Source organism: Labedella endophytica (assembly GCF_003990045.1).
Taxonomy (GTDB): Bacteria; Actinomycetota; Actinomycetes; order Actinomycetales; family Microbacteriaceae; genus Labedella; species Labedella endophytica.
The window spans coordinates 59,871-78,479 of the sequence record NZ_RZGZ01000004.1; the positions used below are offsets into that span (position 1 = coordinate 59,871).

General features: G+C 68.3%; 15 protein-coding genes and 2 tRNA genes. 5 read left to right on the top strand and 12 right to left on the bottom strand.

What is annotated here, in order from left to right:
* Positions 1-30: 30 nt before the first annotated feature.
* The 3 genes from mmsB to chvE form a co-directional block, all read right to left on the bottom strand.
* Complete coding sequence (mmsB, locus tag ELQ94_RS13600) at positions 31-1,236, bottom strand: multiple monosaccharide ABC transporter permease (protein ID WP_127050916.1); 1,206 nt, start codon at positions 1,234-1,236, stop codon at positions 31-33.
* Positions 1,233-2,783 carry a multiple monosaccharide ABC transporter ATP-binding protein gene (mmsA, locus tag ELQ94_RS13605; RefSeq protein WP_127050917.1) on the bottom strand — a complete coding sequence of 517 codons (1,551 nt, stop codon included), beginning with the start codon at positions 2,781-2,783 and terminating at the stop codon, positions 1,233-1,235. The genes mmsB and mmsA overlap by 4 nt, the downstream gene beginning before the upstream one ends.
* A gap of 72 nt (positions 2,784-2,855) precedes the next feature.
* The gene (gene chvE, locus ELQ94_RS13610; protein WP_127050918.1) at positions 2,856-3,971 is read right to left on the bottom strand and encodes a multiple monosaccharide ABC transporter substrate-binding protein; all 1,116 of its coding nucleotides are present in this window, start codon (positions 3,969-3,971) and stop codon (positions 2,856-2,858) included.
* A 265-nt stretch (positions 3,972-4,236) separates the two neighbouring features.
* On the opposite strand from chvE, the gene xylA reads away from it, so the two are divergent.
* Together xylA and xylB are read left to right on the top strand one after the other, a co-directional pair.
* The gene (gene xylA / locus ELQ94_RS13615; protein ID WP_127050919.1) at positions 4,237-5,430 is read left to right on the top strand and encodes a xylose isomerase; all 1,194 of its coding nucleotides are present in this window, start codon (positions 4,237-4,239) and stop codon (positions 5,428-5,430) included.
* Between the two features lie 151 nt (positions 5,431-5,581).
* Positions 5,582-6,973 carry a xylulokinase gene (xylB, locus tag ELQ94_RS13620; RefSeq protein ID WP_127050920.1) on the top strand — a complete coding sequence of 464 codons (1,392 nt, stop codon included), beginning with the start codon at positions 5,582-5,584 and terminating at the stop codon, positions 6,971-6,973.
* Between the two features lie 68 nt (positions 6,974-7,041).
* Here xylB and ELQ94_RS13625 read toward each other — a convergent pair whose 3' ends face one another.
* Positions 7,042-7,836 carry a putative protein N(5)-glutamine methyltransferase gene (locus tag ELQ94_RS13625; protein ID WP_127050921.1) on the bottom strand — a complete coding sequence of 265 codons (795 nt, stop codon included), beginning with the start codon at positions 7,834-7,836 and terminating at the stop codon, positions 7,042-7,044.
* A 150-nt stretch (positions 7,837-7,986) separates the two neighbouring features.
* Positions 7,987-10,548, bottom strand: a complete 2,562-nt coding sequence (locus tag ELQ94_RS13630) for an ATP-dependent DNA ligase (protein WP_127050922.1) — start codon at positions 10,546-10,548, stop codon at positions 7,987-7,989.
* Positions 10,549-10,623: 75 nt separating this feature from the next.
* Between ELQ94_RS13630 and ku the strand changes: the two genes are divergently transcribed.
* Positions 10,624-11,436 carry a non-homologous end joining protein Ku gene (gene ku, locus ELQ94_RS13635; protein ID WP_127050923.1) on the top strand — a complete coding sequence of 271 codons (813 nt, stop codon included), beginning with the start codon at positions 10,624-10,626 and terminating at the stop codon, positions 11,434-11,436.
* Between the two features lie 27 nt (positions 11,437-11,463).
* On the opposite strand, the gene ELQ94_RS13640 is transcribed toward ku, so the two are convergent.
* Positions 11,464-11,922, bottom strand: coding sequence for a hypothetical protein (locus tag ELQ94_RS13640; RefSeq protein WP_127050924.1), 459 nt, complete (start codon positions 11,920-11,922; stop codon positions 11,464-11,466).
* A 148-nt stretch (positions 11,923-12,070) separates the two neighbouring features.
* On the opposite strand from ELQ94_RS13640, the gene ELQ94_RS13645 reads away from it, so the two are divergent.
* Positions 12,071-13,156, top strand: a complete 1,086-nt coding sequence (locus tag ELQ94_RS13645) for a glycerate kinase (RefSeq protein ID WP_127050925.1) — start codon at positions 12,071-12,073, stop codon at positions 13,154-13,156.
* Between the two features lie 12 nt (positions 13,157-13,168).
* Here ELQ94_RS13645 and ELQ94_RS13650 read toward each other — a convergent pair whose 3' ends face one another.
* Positions 13,169-14,122 (bottom strand): DMT family transporter, encoded by a 954-nt coding sequence (locus ELQ94_RS13650; RefSeq protein WP_127050926.1) that lies wholly within the window; start codon positions 14,120-14,122, stop codon positions 13,169-13,171.
* A 33-nt stretch (positions 14,123-14,155) separates the two neighbouring features.
* Here ELQ94_RS13650 and ELQ94_RS13655 point away from each other — a divergent pair, with 33 nt between their 5' ends.
* Positions 14,156-14,755 carry a TetR/AcrR family transcriptional regulator gene (locus ELQ94_RS13655; RefSeq protein ID WP_127050927.1) on the top strand — a complete coding sequence of 200 codons (600 nt, stop codon included), beginning with the start codon at positions 14,156-14,158 and terminating at the stop codon, positions 14,753-14,755.
* A 49-nt stretch (positions 14,756-14,804) separates the two neighbouring features.
* On the opposite strand, the gene ELQ94_RS13660 is transcribed toward ELQ94_RS13655, so the two are convergent.
* The 5 genes from ELQ94_RS13660 to gyrA form a co-directional block, all read right to left on the bottom strand.
* A complete protein-coding gene (locus tag ELQ94_RS13660) occupies positions 14,805-15,155 on the bottom strand; it encodes a DUF4188 domain-containing protein (RefSeq protein WP_243697035.1) in 351 nt (116 codons plus the stop codon).
* Between the two features lie 147 nt (positions 15,156-15,302).
* Positions 15,303-15,375: transfer RNA gene (locus ELQ94_RS13665), tRNA-Ala, on the bottom strand.
* 65 nt (positions 15,376-15,440) lie between these two features.
* A tRNA-Ile gene (locus ELQ94_RS13670) sits at positions 15,441-15,514 on the bottom strand.
* A gap of 73 nt (positions 15,515-15,587) precedes the next feature.
* Positions 15,588-15,992 carry a DUF3566 domain-containing protein gene (locus ELQ94_RS13675; protein ID WP_127050928.1) on the bottom strand — a complete coding sequence of 135 codons (405 nt, stop codon included), beginning with the start codon at positions 15,990-15,992 and terminating at the stop codon, positions 15,588-15,590.
* On the bottom strand, positions 15,989-18,574 hold the full coding sequence (gene gyrA, locus ELQ94_RS13680) for a DNA gyrase subunit A (protein WP_127050929.1): 2,586 nt from the start codon (positions 18,572-18,574) through the stop codon (positions 15,989-15,991). Before gyrA ends, ELQ94_RS13675 begins: the two co-directional genes overlap by 4 nt.
* Positions 18,575-18,609: the final 35 nt, after the last annotated feature.

The following is an 18,609-nucleotide window of genomic DNA, read 5'->3' on the forward strand; positions in this document are numbered from 1 at the left end:
GTACCGGGACGCCGCGGGGCGTGACTCCCGCTACATCCGTGGTCCTCTCCGCTTGCTGACCACATCGAACGCGACGGCCAGGAGGAGGACTAGCCCCTTGATGACCTGCTGCCACGCCGAGTCCACCGAGAGGATCGACAGTCCCATGTTGAGGACACCCATGATCATCGCACCGATCACGGCGCCGATCACCGTGCCCACTCCGCCCGTGACCGCTGCGCCGCCGATGAATGCGGCGGCGATGGCGTCGAGCTCGTAGGAGTTACCGGCCGAGGCGACCGCCCCGCCCGCTCGGGCCGCGGTCACGATTCCGGCGAGCGCCGCGAGCACACCCATGTTCACGAAGATGAAGAAGTTCACCCAGCGCGTCTTCACACCGCTCATCTGCGCCGCGAAGAGGTTGCCGCCCATCGCGTACACGTGCCGGCCGAAGACCGTGCGCTTGAGCACGAACGTGTAGAGCAGGATGAGCGCCGCGAGGATGATGAGGATGATCGGCAGCCCGCGGTGCGCCGAGAGCAACCAGGCGAAGAACAGCACGGCCACGGTCGTCACGACGATCTTCGCGACGAGGAGCATCCCCGGTTCGACCGGGAGGTCGAGCGCGAGCTGCTTGCGCCGCGATCGGAATTGCGAGAGCGCGAACGCGATGACGACCACGATCGCCGCGATCAGGGTGACGACGTCATGCCCGCCGAGCATCGTGCCGAACGACTGCGGCAGCGTCCCCTTGCCGATGGCCACGAAACCCGCCGGGAGGGCGTTGATCGTGCCGCCGGTGAGGAGCACGAGCGTGAGCCCGCGGAACAGCAGCATGCCGGCGAGCGTCACGATGAACGCCGGTATCCCGACGAAGGCGATCCAGAACCCCTGCCAGACGCCCACCAGAGCTCCGACGGCGAGGCCGACGACCACCGCACCCCACCAGGGCAGCTCCCACTGCACCATCGCGATCGCCGTGACGGCTCCCACGAGGGCGACGACCGACCCGACCGACAGGTCGATGTGGCCGGCGATGATCACGATGACCATGCCGACCGCGAGGATCAGCACGTATGCGTTCTGCTGGATGAGGTTGTTGATGTTGGCGGGGAGGAGGAGCTTGCCGCCCGTGAGCACCTGGAAGAGGATCACGATGATCGCGAGCGCCCCCAGGATCCCGAACTGTCGGAGGTCCACGTTGAGGCGCAGTCGGCGCCCGTCGGAACCGGGCTTCTGCGCCGAGATGGTGCTCATCGGTCGTCGTCCTTTCCTGCGGTCATGTAGTGCATGAGCGTCTCCTGATCGGCGTCCGCCCTGGACACCTCGCCGGTGATCCGGCCCTCGGAGATCGCGTAGATCCGGTCGGACAGCCCGAGGAGTTCGGGCAGTTCGGAGGAGATCACGATCACGGCCTTGCCTTGCGCCGCGAGCTCGTTGATGAGCCCGTAGATCTCGTACTTCGCCCCCACGTCGATGCCGCGGGTGGGCTCGTCGAGGATGAGGACGTCGGGGTGCGTGTGCAGCCACTTGCTGAGCACGACCTTCTGCTGGTTGCCTCCGGAGAGGCGACCGGTGAGCGTCGCGACGGACCCCGTCTTGATGTTCATCGAGGTGCGGTAGCTCTCGGCCACCTGGTACTCGCGCAGACCGTTGACGATGCCCCACTTCGCGAGGCGACCGACGGCGGCCGCGGAGATGTTGACGCGGATGTCGCCGATGAGGTTGAGCCCGTACCGCTTGCGATCCTCGGTCGTGTACGCGATTCCGTTGCGGATGGCCTCGTCGATCGTGCGTGTGGAGATCTTCTTGCCGTCCTTGAAGACGGTGCCGGAGATCCCGGTGCCATAGCTGCGGCCGAAGATGCTCATCGCGAGCTCCGTGCGGCCGGCACCCATGAGCCCGGCGAAGCCGACGATCTCACCGGCGCGTACCGAGAAGCTCACGTCGTCCGACACGAGGCGGGACGAGTCCATCGGGTGATGCACCGTCCAGTGCTCCACCCGGAACTTCTCCTCGCCGATGTCGGGGGTGCGGGGCGGGAACATGCTGCTGAGCTCTCGGCCGACCATCGCCTTGATGATGCGACCCTCGTTCGCCGTGGGCTCCGACATGTCGATCGTCTCGATGGTGCTGCCGTCGCGGATCACCGTGACGCGGTCGGCGATCCGCCGGATCTCCTTGAGCTTGTGGCTGATGATGATGCTCGTGATGCCCTGATCGCGCAGGTTGTTGATGAGGTCGAGCAGGTGCGCGGAGTCCTCGTCGTTGAGGGCGGCCGTCGGCTCGTCGAGGATGAGGAGCTTGACCTCCTTCGCGAGGGCCTTCGCGATCTCGACGAGCTGCTGCTTACCCACGCCGATGTCCTGGATGCGCGTCGCCGGGTTCTCGTTGAGACCGACGCGCGCGAGCAGGATCGCCGCCTCCTTGTTGGTGCGGTCCCAGTCGATGACGCCGCGGGACTGCAGCTCGTTGCCGAGGAAGATGTTCTCCGCGATCGACAGGTAGGGGCTGAGCGCGAGCTCCTGGTGGATGATCACGATGCCGTCGCGCTCGCTGTCGTTGATGGAGCGGTAGCGCGCCTCGTGCCCGTCGAACTCGATGGTTCCAGTGAAGCTGCCGTAGGGGTAGACCCCGCTCAGCACCTTCATGAGCGTGGACTTGCCGGCGCCGTTCTCGCCGCAGATGCCGTGCACCTCGCCGCGCTTCAAGTCGACGCTCACCCCGGAGAGGGCCGGGATCCCGTTGAACTCCTTCACGATGTCACGCATCGTGAGGATGGTGGAGTCGTCCGCTGACGTCATCCGAAGTGCCTTTCGTTTCCGGGGTCGACCGGACCGGGGTGGCGCGCACGCCACCCCGGTCCACTCGATGGATCAGAGTCCGACGTCGCCTGCGGTGAGGAAGCCCGAGTCGATGAGCTTCGTCTGGACGTCGTCCTTCACGACGACCTCCGGCTGCAGGAGGTACGACGGCACGACCTTCTCGCCGTTGTCGTAGGTCTCCTCGTCGTTCACCTCGGGCTCGTCGCCGGCCTTGAGGGACTCGATCATGGTGAAGACCTGCTCGCCGAGCTTGCGGGTGTCCTTCCACACGGTCATGGACTGCTTGTCCGCGAGGATGTTGATGACACTGGCCTTGTCGGCGTCCTGTCCGGTGAGGATCGGCCAGTCGCTGCCGGGCGTGTATCCGTTGGACACGAGCGCCTCGGAGATGCCCTGGGCGAGGCTGTCGTTCGGGGACAGGACGACGTCGACCTTGTCGTCGGTGTAGAACGAGGCGAGACGGTTCTCCATCTCGTCCTGAGCTCCGGCGCTCTCCCAGCCCTGGATGCCGACGGACGCCCAGTCGTCGTTGGAGGTGGGCTCGTTGCCCGACTTCACGACGAGCTTGCCCTCGTCGATGTACGGCTTCAGCACGTCCCACGCACCCGAGAAGAAGAACTTCGCGTTGTTGTCGTCCGGGCTGCCGGCGAAGGGCTCGAGGTTGAACGGGCCCTCCTGGTTGTCGAGGTCGAGCTGCTCGACGATGTACTGGCCCTGGAGCTGTCCGACGAGGTAGTTGTCGAACGTGGCGTAGTAGTCGACGTTCGGGGTGCCGTTGATGAGGCGGTCGTAGGCGATGACCGTGATGCCCTCGTCGGCCGCGTCCTGGAGGACGGGCGAGAGGACGGATCCGTCGATCGCGGCGATGACGAGGACGTCGGCGCCGGATGCGATCTGGTTCTGGATCTGGCTGATCTGGGTGTCGGTGTCGTTCTCCGCGTACTGGAGATCGGTGGTGTAGCCGGCGTCGTCGAGGTTGGCCTTCAACTGCTCGCCGTCGTTGATCCAGCGCTCGAGTTCACGCGTGGGCATCGAGATGCCGACGCTCTCGATGTCGCCTCCTGCGGCCTCGCCTGCGGGGGTGTCGGCCGGGGCGTCGCATGCGGCGAGCCCCATGATGAGTCCTCCGGCCAGGGTCAGGCCGAGCAACTTCTTCGTTACGGACATCGGTGCATTTCCTCTCTGAAATGTGATCGGGCAACGACGCGATGGCTCAGGGTGCGCATCCTGCGTAAGTTGCTTGCGTCAACATATACACCCATTCCGCCGCCTGTGTGAACGTTTCGTTTCGGATCGATACCGGGGCGTGATCTGGGATCGGGCCGAGCTCACCCCGCGGGACCGATCGCCGGTTTCCTTTGACACTCCGAGTCACTCGGGATATGTTGTGAGCCGATACTTATCACCGACGTCGTTGAGAACGGAAAGCACCATGTCCCTCACCCCCACGCCCGCCGACCGTTTCTCCTTCGGTCTCTGGACCATCGGCTACAACGGAGCCGACCCCTTCGGCGGCCCCACGCGCGAACCCCTCGACGTCGTCCGCGGTGTCGAGAAGCTCGCTGAGCTCGGCGCCTACGGCCTCACGTTCCACGACGACGACCTCTTCGCGTTCGGCTCGACCGACGCCGAGCGTCAGACGCAGATCGACCGCCTCAAGGGCGCGCTGTCCGACACCGGCATCGTCGTGCCGATGGTCACGACCAACCTCTTCTCGGCCCCCGTCTTCAAGGACGGCGGTTTCACGTCCAACGACCGCGCCGTGCGTCGCTTCGCCCTCCGCAAGGTCCTCCGCAACATCGACCTCGCCGCCGAGCTCGGCGCGAAGACGTTCGTCATGTGGGGCGGCCGCGAGGGCGCCGAGTACGACGCGGCCAAGGACATCCAGGCCGCCCTCGAGCGCTACCGCGAGGCCGTCAACCTGCTCGGCGACTACGTCACCGACAAGGGCTACGACATCCGCTTCGCGATCGAGCCGAAGCCCAACGAGCCCCGCGGCGACATCCTGCTCCCGACACTCGGCCACGCGATCGCGTTCATCGAGACGCTCGAGCGTCCCGAGCTCGTGGGTGTGAACCCCGAGGTCGGCCACGAGCAGATGGCCGGACTCAACTTCACGGCCGGCATCGCCCAGGCGCTCTACCAGGGCAAGCTCTTCCACATCGACCTCAACGGTCAGCGCGGCATCAAGTACGACCAGGACCTCGTCTTCGGTCACGGCGACCTGCAGAACGCGTTCTCGCTCGTCGACCTGCTCGAGCACGGCGGAGTGCACGGCGGACCGGCCTACGACGGCCCCCGCCACTTCGACTACAAGCCGAGCCGCACCGAGGACGACAACGGCGTGTGGGAGTCGGCCGCGGCCAACATGCGCATGTACCTGCTCCTCAAGGAGCGCGCCCAGGCCTTCCGCGCCGACCCCGAGGTGCAGGCCGCTCTCGAGGCCGCCCGCGTCGCCGAGCTGTCGACGCCCACGCTCGGTGAGGGCGAGACCTACGACGCCCTCCTCGCCGACCGCTCCGCCTACGAGGACTTCGACGCCGCTGAGTACTTCCACGGCAAGGGCTTCGGCTTCGTTCGCCTGCAGCAGCTGGCCGTCGAGCACCTCATGGGCGCCCGCGGTTAGTCGCCACCCACGTGTGGCCCGCCTGTTGCGGGCGGGCCACACCCCGTCGCGCTACAGATTCTGGTGAGCGCTGCAGAGATCACTGCAGCGCTCACCGATTTCTGCAGCGCGTCGAGCAGGATCTGTAGCGCGTCCACGGAAGGACAACATCATGCTGGTAGCCGGGATCGACTCGAGCACACAGAGCTGCAAGGTCGTCGTGCGCGACGCCGAGACCGGGGCGCTCGTGCGCTCGGGGCGGGCGTCCCACCCCGACGGCACCGAGGTCGCGCCGTCCGCGTGGTGGTCGGCGCTCGGTGAGGCCATCGCCTCGGCCGGTGGTCTCGACGACGTCGCCGCTGTGGCGGTCGGCGGTCAGCAGCACGGCATGGTGGCGCTCGACGCCGAGGGGCGTGTCGTCCGTGACGCCCTTCTCTGGAACGACACCCGGAGCGCCGGAGCCGCCCGCGACCTCATCGCCGAGTTCGGTGCCGAGCAGCTCGCGGAACGCACGGGCCTCGTCCCCGTCGCGTCGTTCACGATCACGAAGCTCCGCTGGCTCCGCGACGCCGAGCCGGAGAACGCCGCGCGCGTCGCCGCCGTGGCCCTTCCCCACGACTGGCTCAGCTGGCGCCTCCGCGGCTACGGCCCCGCGGATGAGAGCGAGCTCGGCCCCGTGCTCGAGGAGCTCGCGACCGATCGGTCCGACGCGTCCGGTACCGGCTACTGGTCGCCGTTCACCGGGGAGTACGACCGCGAACTCCTCGCGGCGGCCCTCGGTCACGACGCCATCCTCCCGCGCGTCCTCGGGCCGGACGAGTCCGCCGGCCGAACGCCCGCCGGAGCGCTCGTCGGGTCCGGGGCCGGCGACAACGCCGGTGCGGCCCTCGGTCTCTCGGCCGGACCGGGCGACGTCGTCGTCTCGATCGGCACCTCCGGCACCGTCTTCTCCGTCTCGGACACCCCCGTCACCGACCCGAGCGGCACCGTCGCGGGGTTCGCGGACGCGGCCGGTCGTTTCCTGCCGCTCTCCGCGACGCTCAACGCGGCGCGTGTGGTCGACACGGTCGCGAGCGTGCTGGGAGTGGACTTCGACGAACTCGCACGGCTCGCGCTCGGCGCCGAGCCGGGGTCCGGCGGTCTCGTGCTGCAGCCCTACTTCGATGGTGAGCGCACCCCCGACCTCCCCGACGCCACGGCGACGCTCTTCGGCATGACGCGCGTGAGCTTCACGCGTGCCGGTCTCGCCCGGGCGGCGATCGAGGGCATGCTGTGCGGTCTCGCCGACGGCCTCGACGCGCACCGCGCTCTCGGTGTGGATGCGACGCGTGTGCTCCTCATCGGTGGTGCGGCGCTCAACCCGGCGGTGCGGGAGATCGCCTCGACGATCTTCGACGTGCCGATCGTGGTGCCGGAGCCGGGAGAGTACGTCGCCGACGGCGCCGCCCGCCAGGCCGCGTGGGTCGCGCTCGGCACGGCGCCCGACTGGACCGTATCGACGGTCGCGGAACTCGCCCCGCGCCCCGTGGCCGTCGTACGCGAGCAGTACGCCGCCCGCCGCTGACGCACCGGCGATTCAGCCGACCGCTGCACGAATCGTGTAGCGGTCGGCTGAATCGGTAGCGGTCGGTGTCAGGAGCGGTGGGCCGGGGCGCGCGCGGCGACCGCCGTGGCGTCGAGGTGGTCGTCCGTCTGGATCCGAGCGTCGAAGCCGCTATCCGCGAACAGGGCGCGCGTGCGTTCCGCCTGAACAGAGCTCGTCTCGATGAAGAGGAGCCCGCCCGGCGTGAGCCAGTCGACGACCTCCGCGGCCACACGACGATGCATGTCGAGGCCGTCGCCGCCCCCGTCGAGGGCCACGCGCGCCTCGAAGTCGCGCGCCTCGGGTGGCATGTGACGGATCTCGTCCGTCGGCACGTAGGGCGCGTTCACGGCGATCACGTCGATGCGGCCCCGGAGATGAACCGGCAGCGCCCCGAAGAGGTCGCCCTCGAACACGCGCTCGTCTCGAGAGACGTTCCGGCGAGCGCAGCGCACCGCCGCGGGGTCGATGTCCGCCGCGAAAACGTCGACCCCGTGGTCGACTTCCCCTTCGATGGCGGCGGCGAGCGCGCCGACGCCGCAGCAGAGATCGAGGACCACGGACCCGGGACGCACGGCACCGAGTGCGAGATCGACGAGCAGACCGGAGCGCCGCCGCGGAACGAAGACGCCGGGTTCGACCGAGAGCCGGAGCCCGCGGAACTCGGCCCACCCGAGGATCTGCTCGAGTGGAGAGCCGCCGACCCGGCGCTCCACGAGACGGTCGAGATCCACCCCGGACCCCGCGGCCTCGACGAGCAATCGCGCCTCATCCTCGGCGAAGACGCAGCCCGCCGCCCGCAATCGCGCGACGACCCCGTCGATGTCCGCCTCCCCAGCCCGCATCCCGCCAGGCTAGCGTTGTCTCTCTCGATCGAGGATGGTCACCACCCTTCGGCACTCTCGGGGGACGAAACCTGACGAACACGGACGTCTCACCACCCGCTCGCTGAGCCTGTCGAAGCGTGCCCCGGAAGACCACGGGTCGTGACGCGCTCAGGGACCGTCGTCGCGGGTGACGTCGGAGGGAGACTTGTCGGGGCGGAGGCCGCGCCAGACGGGGTGGCGGAGGCGCCCGCTCGGCGTCCACTCCGCGAAGGTCACTTCGCCGACGAGGTCCGCGCGCGCCCACTCCGCGTCGTTGGCGTCGGGGCGCGGCACGTCGACCGGTGGTGTTTTCCGCGACCGACCATCGAGGTCCGCGCGGAGCCGTCGCCGGGCGGAATCGGTGAATCCCGTCCCCACGCGGCCCGCGTAGACGAGCTCGCCATCGTCGCCCGGTACGGCGACGAGGAGGGACCCGAGCGACGCCGCGAGCGCGTTGTTCCCCGGGCGCCAGCCCACGATGACGACCTCCTGCGTGCGCTCGTGCACGAGCTTGATCCAATCGCGCGAGCGGCGGCCCGCCCGGTACGGGGAGTCGATGCGCTTCGCGACGACACCCTCCAGTCCGAGTCGCTTCGACGTGGACACTGCGTCGTCCGCGTCACCCTCGAACGCCGGCGGGATCTGCACCACCGCCGTTCCGCCCGCCGTTCCTGTCCGGGACGCGACGAGCACGTCGAGCGCCTCTCGCCTCTCCGTGTACGGCTGCTTCGACAGATCCTCACCGTCCCGCTCGATCACGTCGAACACCATGACCGTCGCGGGGATGCGAGCGACCGCTCGCGCGACGTCGGCCTCCTTCGTGAGTCCGAGCCGGTTCTGCAGGAGCGAGAACGAGGGCCGCCCCTGCTCGAGCGCCACGATCTCCGCGTCGAGCACGACATCGGACGGGAACGCTCCGGCGAGCGCGGTCGCGACGTCGGGGAACGCGGACGTGAGGTCCTGGCCGTTCCGCGATCCGAGGGACACCGTCCCGCCGTCCACGCGCGCGAGGCAGCGGATGCCGTCCCACTTCATCTCGAACGCCCACGCGCCGTCCGTGAGGTCGTCGCTCGTGCCGCGCGTGGCGAGCATGGGTGCAGGGAGACGCCCGGACGAGCGGGTCGACCCGCCGACGCGACGCCGGCTCGGCGCCGCATCCCCGGCCGGATCACGGGCCGGTTTCCGTCCGTCCGTCTCCGGTTCTGTGGCCGTCGGCTCTCCGGGCCCGGAATCGGACCCGGAATCGGCCGCGGACCCGGACTCGACCGGGGCCGTGTACGTGCCCTCGAGTTCCATCCGGTGCATGAGCCAGTTCTTGGGGTCGCCGCCCGCGGAGGTCCGGATGAGTGCGAGCTTCGCGCGCACCCCGAGGCCGCCGTCCGTCCGACCGGTGAGGGTGACGATGATCTCGTCGTCCCGCCACTTCTCCGTCACGTACGTGCCGGCGTCCCAGATCGTGACGGTCCCGGCGCCGTATTCGCCCTTCGGGATGCGTCCCTCGAAGCTCGCGTAGTCGAGCGGGTGGTCCTCCGTCTGCACGGCGAGCCGGTTCCGCTCGCCGAGCGCCGGCACCCCCTTCGGCACGGCCCACGACACGAGTACCCCGTCGCGCTCGAGCCGAAAGTCGTGGTGGTGCCGCCGCGCGTGGTGGTCCTGTACGACGAAGGTGTCGTCGTTCCCCGCCGCCGGACTCTCCTCGGGCACGGGTTCCGGCGTCTTCGTACCGTCCCTCTTCGACCGGTACACCGTGAGCCGATCCGGAGACGCAGGGGCGGCGTCCGCGTCTCCTAGGATGGCTCGCAGCGGGTCGAGGGTGTCGGCCATGCGCTCGAGGACCTCGGTGTAGTCGAGCTGACGCAGATCGGGATCGCCGAGCTCCTCCCACGTGCGCGGCACCGCGACGGTGGGCCGCGACCGGCCCCGGAGCGAGTACGGAGCGATAGTCGTCTTCGCGCCGCTGTTCTGGCTCCAGTCGACGAGGACCTTGCCCGCGCGCTTGGACTTCTTCATGTCGCTCACGACGAGGTCGGGGTGGTCCGCCTCGAGGACCCGCGCGAGCTCGTGAGCCACCTCGGATACGACGTCGCTGCTCTGGGCACCGTCGAGGGCCGCGTACAGATGGATGCCCTTGCTGCCGCTCGTCACGGGCATCGGGTCGAGACCCATGCCCTGCAGGAAGGCGCGCGCACTCGAAGCCACGGCGACGCACTCCTCCAATCCCGTGCCCGGCCCTGGATCGAGGTCGAGCACGAGCCGGTCCGGATTCCGACGCCCCCCGTGGGCGTCCACGCGCCACTGGGGCACGTGGATCTCGAGGCTCGCGATCTGCGCGAACCACACGAGGGTCGCCGCATCGTTCACGAGCGGATAGGCGTTGTGGTGGTCGCTGTGCTCGATGTCCACGCGCGCGACCCAGTCCGGCGTCGATGCGTCGAGGTTCTTCTGGAAAAAGACCTCGCCGGGGTTGTCCGCCGACCCGACGCCATGGACCCACCGCTTCCGGGTGGCCGGCCGATCCCGGACGTAGGGGAGGAGGTGCCGCGCGATCTCCGCGTAATACCGGATGACGTCGGCCTTCGTCGTCCCCGTCTCCGGGTAGAGCACCTTGTCGAGGTTGGTGAGTCGAAGCCGCCGCCCCTCGATGTCGACGAGCTGCGGGCCACCCGCCCCGGAAGTTCCACTCGACGCCATGCCTCACGATAGGCCTGCGGGTCGCAATACCGTCAAGCCCTCGGTTCTCGGCCCCCATCGGTGTTTACTGTGTTCATGAGGTCCATCTGGAAGGGCTCGATCACGTTCGGTCTCGTGAACGTGCCCGTGAAGCTGTATTCCGCCACGGAGGACCATGACGTCTCCCTCCACCAGGTGCACGACGCCGACGGCGGCCGCATCCGGTACGAGCGGCACTGCGAGATCTGCGGCAAGAAGGTCGCGTACGAGCACATCGACAAGGCCTACGACGACGGCGAGAACACCGTGATCCTGTCGAAGGACGACATCGGGAGCCTGCCGGAGGAGCGGAGCAAGGAGATCGACGTCGTGGAGTTCGTGCCGACGGACCAGATCGATCCGATCATGCTCGATCGCAGCTACTACCTCGAGCCGGATTCGAAGTCGATCAAGTCCTACGTGCTCCTGCGGCGGACGCTCGAGTCCACCGAACGTACCGCGATCGTGCAGTTCGCGCTCCGGAGCAAGACGCGCCTCGCCGCCCTCCGCGTGCGCGACGACGTGCTCGTGCTTCAGACCCTGCTCTGGGACGACGAGGTGCGCGAGGCCGCGTTCCCGTCGCTCGACGACGAGGTCAAGATCGCCAAGCGCGAGCTCGACATGGCGGGGCAGCTCGTGTCGAGCTTCGAGTCCGACTTCGAACCGTCGAAGTTCACGGACGAGTACCAGCAGCAGCTGCGCACGCTCATCCAGGCGAAGATCGAGCAGGGCGACACGATCGACACCGAGGCCACCTTCGGGAAGACCGAGGACGAGGAGGGCGACGGCGAGGTCATCGACCTCATGGAGGCCCTCAAGCGCAGCGTCGAGTCCACACGGAAGAAGACCGGCAGCAAGAAAGGCGCGTAACCGGTTCGCCAGGTTACGCGTGCAGGCTCACTCGTCGGGGGAGTCGGCCGGGACGGCCTCGTGGTGGCGACGGCCGTGCGTGCGGCGGTCCTCCTTCATCTCGGCCTCGAAGAGGTGCCGCTTGCCGCTCGCGAGCTGTTCGCGCGCGTCGCGCTCCGTCGCCTTGAAGGCGGCGTAGTAGCCGTCGTCGTAGTCCTCCACGATCTGGAAGGTCCACCGGCCCTCGATCACGTTCCGGCCGACGAGCTCGCGATCGATGCGGTCGGCAAGGTCGGTGTGACCCGCCTCGCGGAACGCGTCCGCCGCCTCGCCGAGGGTGAGGTCGGCCATGCCCGTCAGGCGATGGAAGCCGTACAACAGCCCGCGCGCGTGCTCGGCCACCTCGAGCGCTTCGGAGAGCTTGCCGAGTGCCGTCACCGTGGCATCGTCGACCCCCTCGGGTCGGAGGTGCGCGGCATCGGGTCCATCGTGATCGGGAGAGGTCATGGTTCCATCCTGCGAGCGATCCCGCCGCCGATGAAGGGGTCGACGTCCGCCCTCGACTGTGGCAGACACTCCGCGGTCCGCGTCACAACTCGGTGTCGACCGGCGCAACCAGGTTCCCCCGGACGGAAGGTCCCGACATGATGGGTGCATGCGTGTCGTCATCGCCCCCGATTCCTTCAAAGGCACCGCGACAGCCGACCGCGTCGCCTCCTCCCTGGCCTCCGGGTGGCGTTCGGTCCGACCGGACGACGAACTCGTGCTCGTGCCCATGGCCGACGGGGGCGAGGGCACCGTCGATGGTTTCGCGACGGCTTGGCCAGACGCCCGACGCCACGATGTCGAGGTCGAGGGGCCTGAGGGACCGGCGACGAGCACCTGGCTCGAGCTCCCCGACGGCACCGCCGTCGTCGAACTGGCCTCCTCCTGCGGTATCGAGCTCTGGAGCACCGGCGCTCCGTTCGAGGCGGGCACGTTCGCGCTCGGCGAGGTGATCGCCGCCGCCCTCGACGGGGGAGCGCGACGCATCCTCGTCGGCATCGGCAGCAGTGCATCGACGGACGGAGGGGCCGGGATGCTCGCCGCCCTCGGTGCCCGCATCGTGGATGCCGAGGGCGACGCGATCGGTCCGGGGAACGCCGGGCTCGCGGAGGTCGCGGCCCTCGACCTGACGGACGCCCGCCCGATTCCCGACGGCGGGGTCGTCGTCCTGAGCGACGTCTCGAATCCCCTCCTCGGTCCGGCCGGCGCGGCCGCCGTCTTCGGCCCGCAGAAGGGTGCGGACGCGGACGACATCCCCGTGCTCGAGCAGAACCTGGCGCGCTTCGCCGCACTCGGCACGGTCGACCCGGCGACACCCGGTTCCGGCGCCGCCGGTGGCACAGGGTGGGCGCTCCTGCAATGGGGGGCTTCGATGGAGGCGGGTTCGCGTGCCGTGGCCCTGGAGCTCGGGCTGGACGCGGCCGCGGCGGACGCCGACATCGTCATCACCGGAGAGGGCCGCTTCGACGGCCAGACGGCGGGCGGCAAGGTCGCGGCGCACGTCGCGTCCCTCGCACCGGGCCGTGTCCTGCTCGTCGCGGGTTCCATCGATGCCGACACGTCGGCGTTCCTCGACGCCGTCGACCTCGTCGGTCTGGTCGGTCGTGACCGGGCCTTCGACGACACGGTCGAGTCCCTGGAGGAGGCGGGCGCAGCCCTCGCCCGCCGCGTCGGCGCCCGGACCGTCACCCGCTGACCTCGATCCGGTTCAGCCCGCGCTCACGGTCGCCTCGGGTGACGAGGCGCCTTGTCCTGCATCCGGTGTCGCCGACCGGGCCTCGCTCACGAGAACCGCGGCGACCCCCGCCCCGCAGAGCGCGAACCCGGCGAGGGTGATGACCGTCATCGGCTCTCCGAGCAGCGCCCAGCCGGCGATCGCCGTGGCCGGGGCGATGAGGAACAGGAGCGCGTTGAGCGCGGTGATCCCGATGCGACGCAGCAGCCACCAGTAGAGACCGTAGGCCGCCAGCGTGGGGAAGACGGCTGCAAGGAGCGCCGACAACCAGAAGCTCGCGGTCGTCGGGGGAACGAGCGTTCCCGTCACGACGGCGAGGACGAGGCAGACGATCGCGGTGACAGTCACATGGATGGTGAGGACGACGATGACCGGGGTCGTGCTCTCGGATCGCCGTTGCAGGAACGTGCCGGCCACGAGGCAGGCCATCGCGAGAGCGGGTAGTCCGTAGGCGGCGAGCGGGGCCGTCGACGATCCGAGGTGCGTGCTCACGACGAGGGCGACGCCCCCCGCCCCGACGATCAACCCGGCCCACTGGGCGCCACGGACCCGCAGCCCGAGGAGCGGCCCGACCAGGGTGGCGACGAGGAGCGGCTGGATGGCGTCGACGAGAGCGGTGGTGCCGACCGCGACGCCCGAGCCGATCGCCGCGTAGACGAACACGCAGTACCCGGTCTGGGCGAAGAGACCGATGAGCGCCTGACCGCGCACCTCGTTTCGGGTGACGCCGCGCGCCCGCCCCGTGGCGATCGCGATGGCCACGAGGAGCACGGCGAGCGGGACGAAGCGCCAGACGAGGAGCGTGATCCAGTGCACCTCCGTCGGCATCATCGCGGGGATCACGAAACCGGAGCTCCACGCCAAGATGAAGCCGGCGCCCGCCGTGGCCGTGAGGAGAACGCGATGTATACCGATCTGTTTACTCATACCGCTCACTATACAGAACGGTATACTTTTGTCATGCCCTCGCCGACTCCCGTTCTCCCCGATCTCACTCCGGCCGCGCGACGCGTCCTCGACGCCGCATCGGCGCTGTTCTACGAGCGCGGCATCCACGCCGTCGGTGTCGACACCATCGCCGAGGCCGCGGGCGTCACGAAGAAGACCCTCTACGACCGGTTCGGCTCGAAGGAGCAACTCGTCGTGTCGTACCTGCAGCACCGCGACGCCCGGTGGCGGGAGAACCTCGCCACGCACCTCACCGCTCACCCGGAGCCCGGCGTGGATCGGGTGCTCGCCGTCTTCGATGCGGCGATCGCGTGGTCGTTCGAGAACAGTTCGAAAGGATGCAGCGCCATCAACGCGCGCGCCGAGATCGGGGACGGGCACGACGGCCACCCGGTGTTCCCTGAGGTGGCACGTCAGAAGACCTGGCTGCTCGAGACGTTCGCCGACCTCTGCCTCGAGGCGGGCGCGCCGGATCCCGAGAGCCTGGCGCGTCTGCTGATGCTGCTCTACGAGGGCGCAATCGTGACCGTCGGCATGGAGACGTTCTCACGCCCGTTCGAGCTCGCGCGCGACACCGCGCGCTCGCTGCTCACCGCCACGCCGGCACCATAATCCTTCGAGAGCACCCACGTCCGCCGTGCTATCGAAAGGATTGTGGTACTCAGGCGCCGACGGTGAAGTGGGTCACGATCCACTCGCGGTCCACGAGGTACTGTTCCTCCTCGGGTTCGAAGCGCGCGCGATCGATCTCGTCGCCGGCGAAGGCGCGGATCGCGTCGAACGACTCCCAGTAGGACACGGTGACGATCGTCGAGCGCCCGTCCTCGTGGTCGCGCGACATGATGTACGCGCCGAGATTGCCGGGCGTCTCGCGGTAGCCGGACATGCCGGCGCGGTCCATGTACTCGATGTACTCGGACCGGTGCACGGTCTCGACCCAGCCGTGCCATAGGCGTACGACACTGCCGACGGGGGGTGCGCTTCGTTCAGGTGGTGCGGTCGGTTCACTCATGGAATCAGGCCTCCGCATTCAGTCGACCACGGAAGCCACGCGCAGACAACCGCCTTGAGGAGGAGATCCACCGATGTATCGTCCCAGTGAATGCTGAGGAGAACGACGTGCGCCAATCGCGCCGCGGCAACTGGTCGGCTAACAGAGTGGAGCCTGGGAGAATCGAACTCCCGACATCCTGCTTGCAAAGCAGGCGCTCTACCAACTGAGCTAAGGCCCCGCGTTCCGAAAACAGAACCGCCGCGAATCAGTTGACCGCAGTGGTTTTGACTCTCATGAACGGAGTGGGGATACGAGGACTTGAACCTCGGACCTCTTCGTTATCAGCGAAGCGCTCTAACCGCCTGAGCTATATCCCCGTGGGTGGACCGAAGTAGAGATTACCTGAATTGTTCGGCTAATCCCAATCGGCCCACGAACCGACGTCGAGTGTCAGTTGTTGGTGAAGCCGACGAGCACGCCGCCGGTGATCTTCACGCTCAGGTTGTAGAGCGCCGCGCTCAGGGCGCCGAGCGCCGTCACGACGATCAGGTTGAGCACAGCGGCCACGAGAGCGAAGCCCATGATGCGGTTGAGCCCGAAGAGGGCGGTGAGGTCGTCTCCCTCGCCGGCGACGGCCTGGTAGAGACCGTTGATGCTATCGAGCACACCCGTGCGGTCGATGACCGTGTAGATGAGGAACGCGGCCACGATCGTGATGATCGCGACGGCGATGGCGAGGAGGAAGGAGAGCTTCACGGCCGACCAGAAGTCGACGTAGACGAGCTTCAGTCGGACCTGCTTGCTCGACGGCTTCTTAGCCGACTTCTTCGCGAGTTTGTCTGCGACGGTACTCATTCCTGCTCTTCCTTGTCGGCGACGGTGGTCTCGGCGCTCTCGGTGATCACGGCCTCTTCCGAGTCCGCGGCCACCTCGACGGCGAGATTGCGGTCGCTGTTCTTTGCAAGCGCGATGATGCGGTCGTCGTCCGCGAAACGGGCGAACACCACGCCCATCGTGTCACGTCCCTTGAGAGGGACTTCGGCCACCGCAGAGCGTACCACCTTGCCACTGGCAAGAACCACGAGCACCTCATCGTCGTCACCGGCGATGAGCGCGCCCGCGAGGTTTCCGCGATCCTCGCTCAGCTTCGCGACCTTGATGCCGATTCCGCCGCGACCCTGGAGCCGGTACTGGTCGACCGCGGTGCGCTTCGCGAAACCACCCTCGGTCACCACGAACACCGAGGCGGCCGTGCCCTCGGGCGGGAGGACCGACGCCGAGAGCAGCTCGTCATCGCCGCGGAAGTGCATCCCGATGACGCCGGACGTCGAACGGCCCATGGGTCGCAGCGTGTCGTCGTTCGCGGTGAAACGGATCGACATGCCGTGGCGGGAGACGAGCAGCATGTCGCTGTCCTCCTCCACGAGCAGCGCCGAGACGAGCTCGTCGCCCTCGCGCAGGTTGATCGCGATGATGCCTCCGGAACGGTTCGTGTCGTACTCCGTGAGCATCGTCTTCTTCGTGAGACCGTTGCGCGTGGCGAGCACGAGGTAGCGCGACGTCTCGTAGTCGCGGATGTCGAGGATCTGCGCGATCTGCTCGTCCGGCTGCAGCGCGAGCAGGTTCGCGACGTGCTGACCCTTCGCGTCGCGGCCGGCCTCCTGCACCTCGTAGGCCTTCGCGCGGTACACGCGGCCCTTGTCGGTGAAGAAGAGCAACCAGTGGTGCGTGGTCGTCACGAAGAAGTGGTCGACGACGTCGTCGGCGCGCAGCTGCGCACCCTTGACGCCCTTGCCGCCGCGGTGCTGCTGGCGGTAGTTGTCGCTGCGCGTGCGCTTGATGTATCCACCGCGGGTGACGGTGACGACCATCTCCTCCTCGGGGATCAGGTCCTCCATCGACATGTCACCGTCGAAGCCGAACATGATCTCCGTGCGGCGGTCGTCGCCGAACCGGTCGACGATCTCGGTGAGCTCGTCGGACACGATCGTGCGCTGCATCTCGGGGCTCGCGAGGATCGCCTTGAATCCGGCGATCTCGATCTCGAGCTCGGCGAGACGATCGATGATCTTCTGGCGCTCGAGTGCGGCGAGGCGGCGCAACTGCATCGCGAGGATGGCGTCGGCCTGGAGCTGGTCGACACCGAGCAGCTCCATGAGGCCGGTGCGGGCCTCCTCCACGTCGGGGGAGCGCCGGATGAGTGCGATGACCTCGTCGAGGGCGTCGAGCGCGAGCACGTAGCCGCGCTGGATGTGCGCGTCCGCTTCCGCCTTCTTGAGGCGGAACTCCGTGCGCCGGACGATGACCTCGATCTGGTGCGCGACCCACGCCGAGATGAAACCGTCGAGCGCGAGCGTGCGCGGAACGCCGTCGACGATCGCGAGCATGTTCGCGCCGAAGTTCTCCTGCAGCTGCGTGTGCTTGTAGAGGTTGTTGAGCACGACCTTCGCGACCGCGTCGCGCTTGAGCGTGATGACGAGGCGCTGACCCGTACGACCCGACGTCTCGTCGTTGATGTCGGCGATGCCGCCGATCTTGCCGTCCTTGACGAGGTCGGCGATCTTGATGGCGAGGTTGTCGGGGTTGACCTGGTACGGCAGCTCCGTGATGACGAGCGACGTGCGGCCCTGGATCTCCTCGACGCTCACGACGGCACGCATCGTGATCGAGCCACGGCCGGTCAGGTAGGCGTCCTGGATGCCCTTGGTGCCGAGGATCTGCGCACCGGTGGGGAAGTCCGGGCCCTTGATGCGCTGCATGAGCGCCTCGAGGAGCTCCTCGCGAGACGCCTCGGGGTGGGCGAGGTGCCACAGGGCACCCTCCGATACCTCGCGCAGGTTGTGGGGCGGGATGTTCGTGGCCATTCCCACGGCGATGCCGACGGAACCGTTGACGAGGAGGTTCGGGAACCGCGCGGGGAGGACGAGCGGCTCTTGCGTTCGACCGTCGTAGTTGTCGCCGAAGTCGACGGTGTCCTCGTCGATGTCGCGCACCATCTCGAGCGCGAGGGGGGCCATCTTCGTCTCGGTGTAACGGGGGGCGGCCGCGCCGTCGTTGCCGGGCGAGCCGAAGTTGCCCTGGCCGAGCGCGAGCGGGTAACGCAGGCTCCACGGCTGCACGAGTCGGACGAGCGCGTCGTAGATGGCCGTGTCGCCGTGGGGGTGGAACTGACCCATCACGTCGCCGACCACACGCGCGCACTTCGAGAACGCCTTGTCCGGACGGTAGCCGCCGTCGTACATCGCGTAGATCACACGGCGGTGCACGGGCTTCAATCCGTCGCGCACCTCGGGGAGGGCGCGACCGACGATGACGCTCATGGCGTAGTCGAGGTACGAGCGCTGCATCTCCAGCTGGAGGTCGACCTGGTCGATCTTGCCGTGCGGCCCGACCGCCTCGGTCGAGGTCTCGTCCGGGGTGATGTCTTCGTCTGCCATGTGCCTTTGTTCCTGCCGTCGTCGTCACTTCGCGG

Excerpts from the sequence above, each read along its gene's own strand:
- mmsB (WP_127050916.1), bottom strand. The coding sequence starts at position 1,236 with ATGAGCACCATCTCGGCGCAGAAGCCCGGTTCCGACGGGCGCCGACTG.
- ELQ94_RS13660 (WP_243697035.1), bottom strand. The coding sequence starts at position 15,155 with ATGAGTGAACCGACCGCACCACCTGAACGAAGCGCACCCCCCGTCGGC.
- ELQ94_RS13645 (WP_127050925.1), top strand. The coding sequence starts at position 12,071 with ATGCGTGTCGTCATCGCCCCCGATTCCTTCAAAGGCACCGCGACAGCC.
- ELQ94_RS13675 (WP_127050928.1), bottom strand. The coding sequence starts at position 15,992 with ATGAGTACCGTCGCAGACAAACTCGCGAAGAAGTCGGCTAAGAAGCCG.
- xylB (WP_127050920.1), top strand. The coding sequence starts at position 5,582 with ATGCTGGTAGCCGGGATCGACTCGAGCACACAGAGCTGCAAGGTCGTC.
- ELQ94_RS13625 (WP_127050921.1), bottom strand. The coding sequence starts at position 7,836 with ATGCGGGCTGGGGAGGCGGACATCGACGGGGTCGTCGCGCGATTGCGG.
- ELQ94_RS13650 (WP_127050926.1), bottom strand. The coding sequence starts at position 14,122 with ATGAGTAAACAGATCGGTATACATCGCGTTCTCCTCACGGCCACGGCG.
- chvE (WP_127050918.1), bottom strand. The coding sequence starts at position 3,971 with ATGTCCGTAACGAAGAAGTTGCTCGGCCTGACCCTGGCCGGAGGACTC.
- ELQ94_RS13655 (WP_127050927.1), top strand. The coding sequence starts at position 14,156 with ATGCCCTCGCCGACTCCCGTTCTCCCCGATCTCACTCCGGCCGCGCGA.
- gyrA (WP_127050929.1), bottom strand. The coding sequence starts at position 18,574 with ATGGCAGACGAAGACATCACCCCGGACGAGACCTCGACCGAGGCGGTC.
- mmsA (WP_127050917.1), bottom strand. The coding sequence starts at position 2,783 with ATGACGTCAGCGGACGACTCCACCATCCTCACGATGCGTGACATCGTG.
- xylA (WP_127050919.1), top strand. The coding sequence starts at position 4,237 with ATGTCCCTCACCCCCACGCCCGCCGACCGTTTCTCCTTCGGTCTCTGG.
- ELQ94_RS13630 (WP_127050922.1), bottom strand. The coding sequence starts at position 10,548 with ATGGCGTCGAGTGGAACTTCCGGGGCGGGTGGCCCGCAGCTCGTCGAC.
- ku (WP_127050923.1), top strand. The coding sequence starts at position 10,624 with ATGAGGTCCATCTGGAAGGGCTCGATCACGTTCGGTCTCGTGAACGTG.
- ELQ94_RS13640 (WP_127050924.1), bottom strand. The coding sequence starts at position 11,922 with ATGACCTCTCCCGATCACGATGGACCCGATGCCGCGCACCTCCGACCC.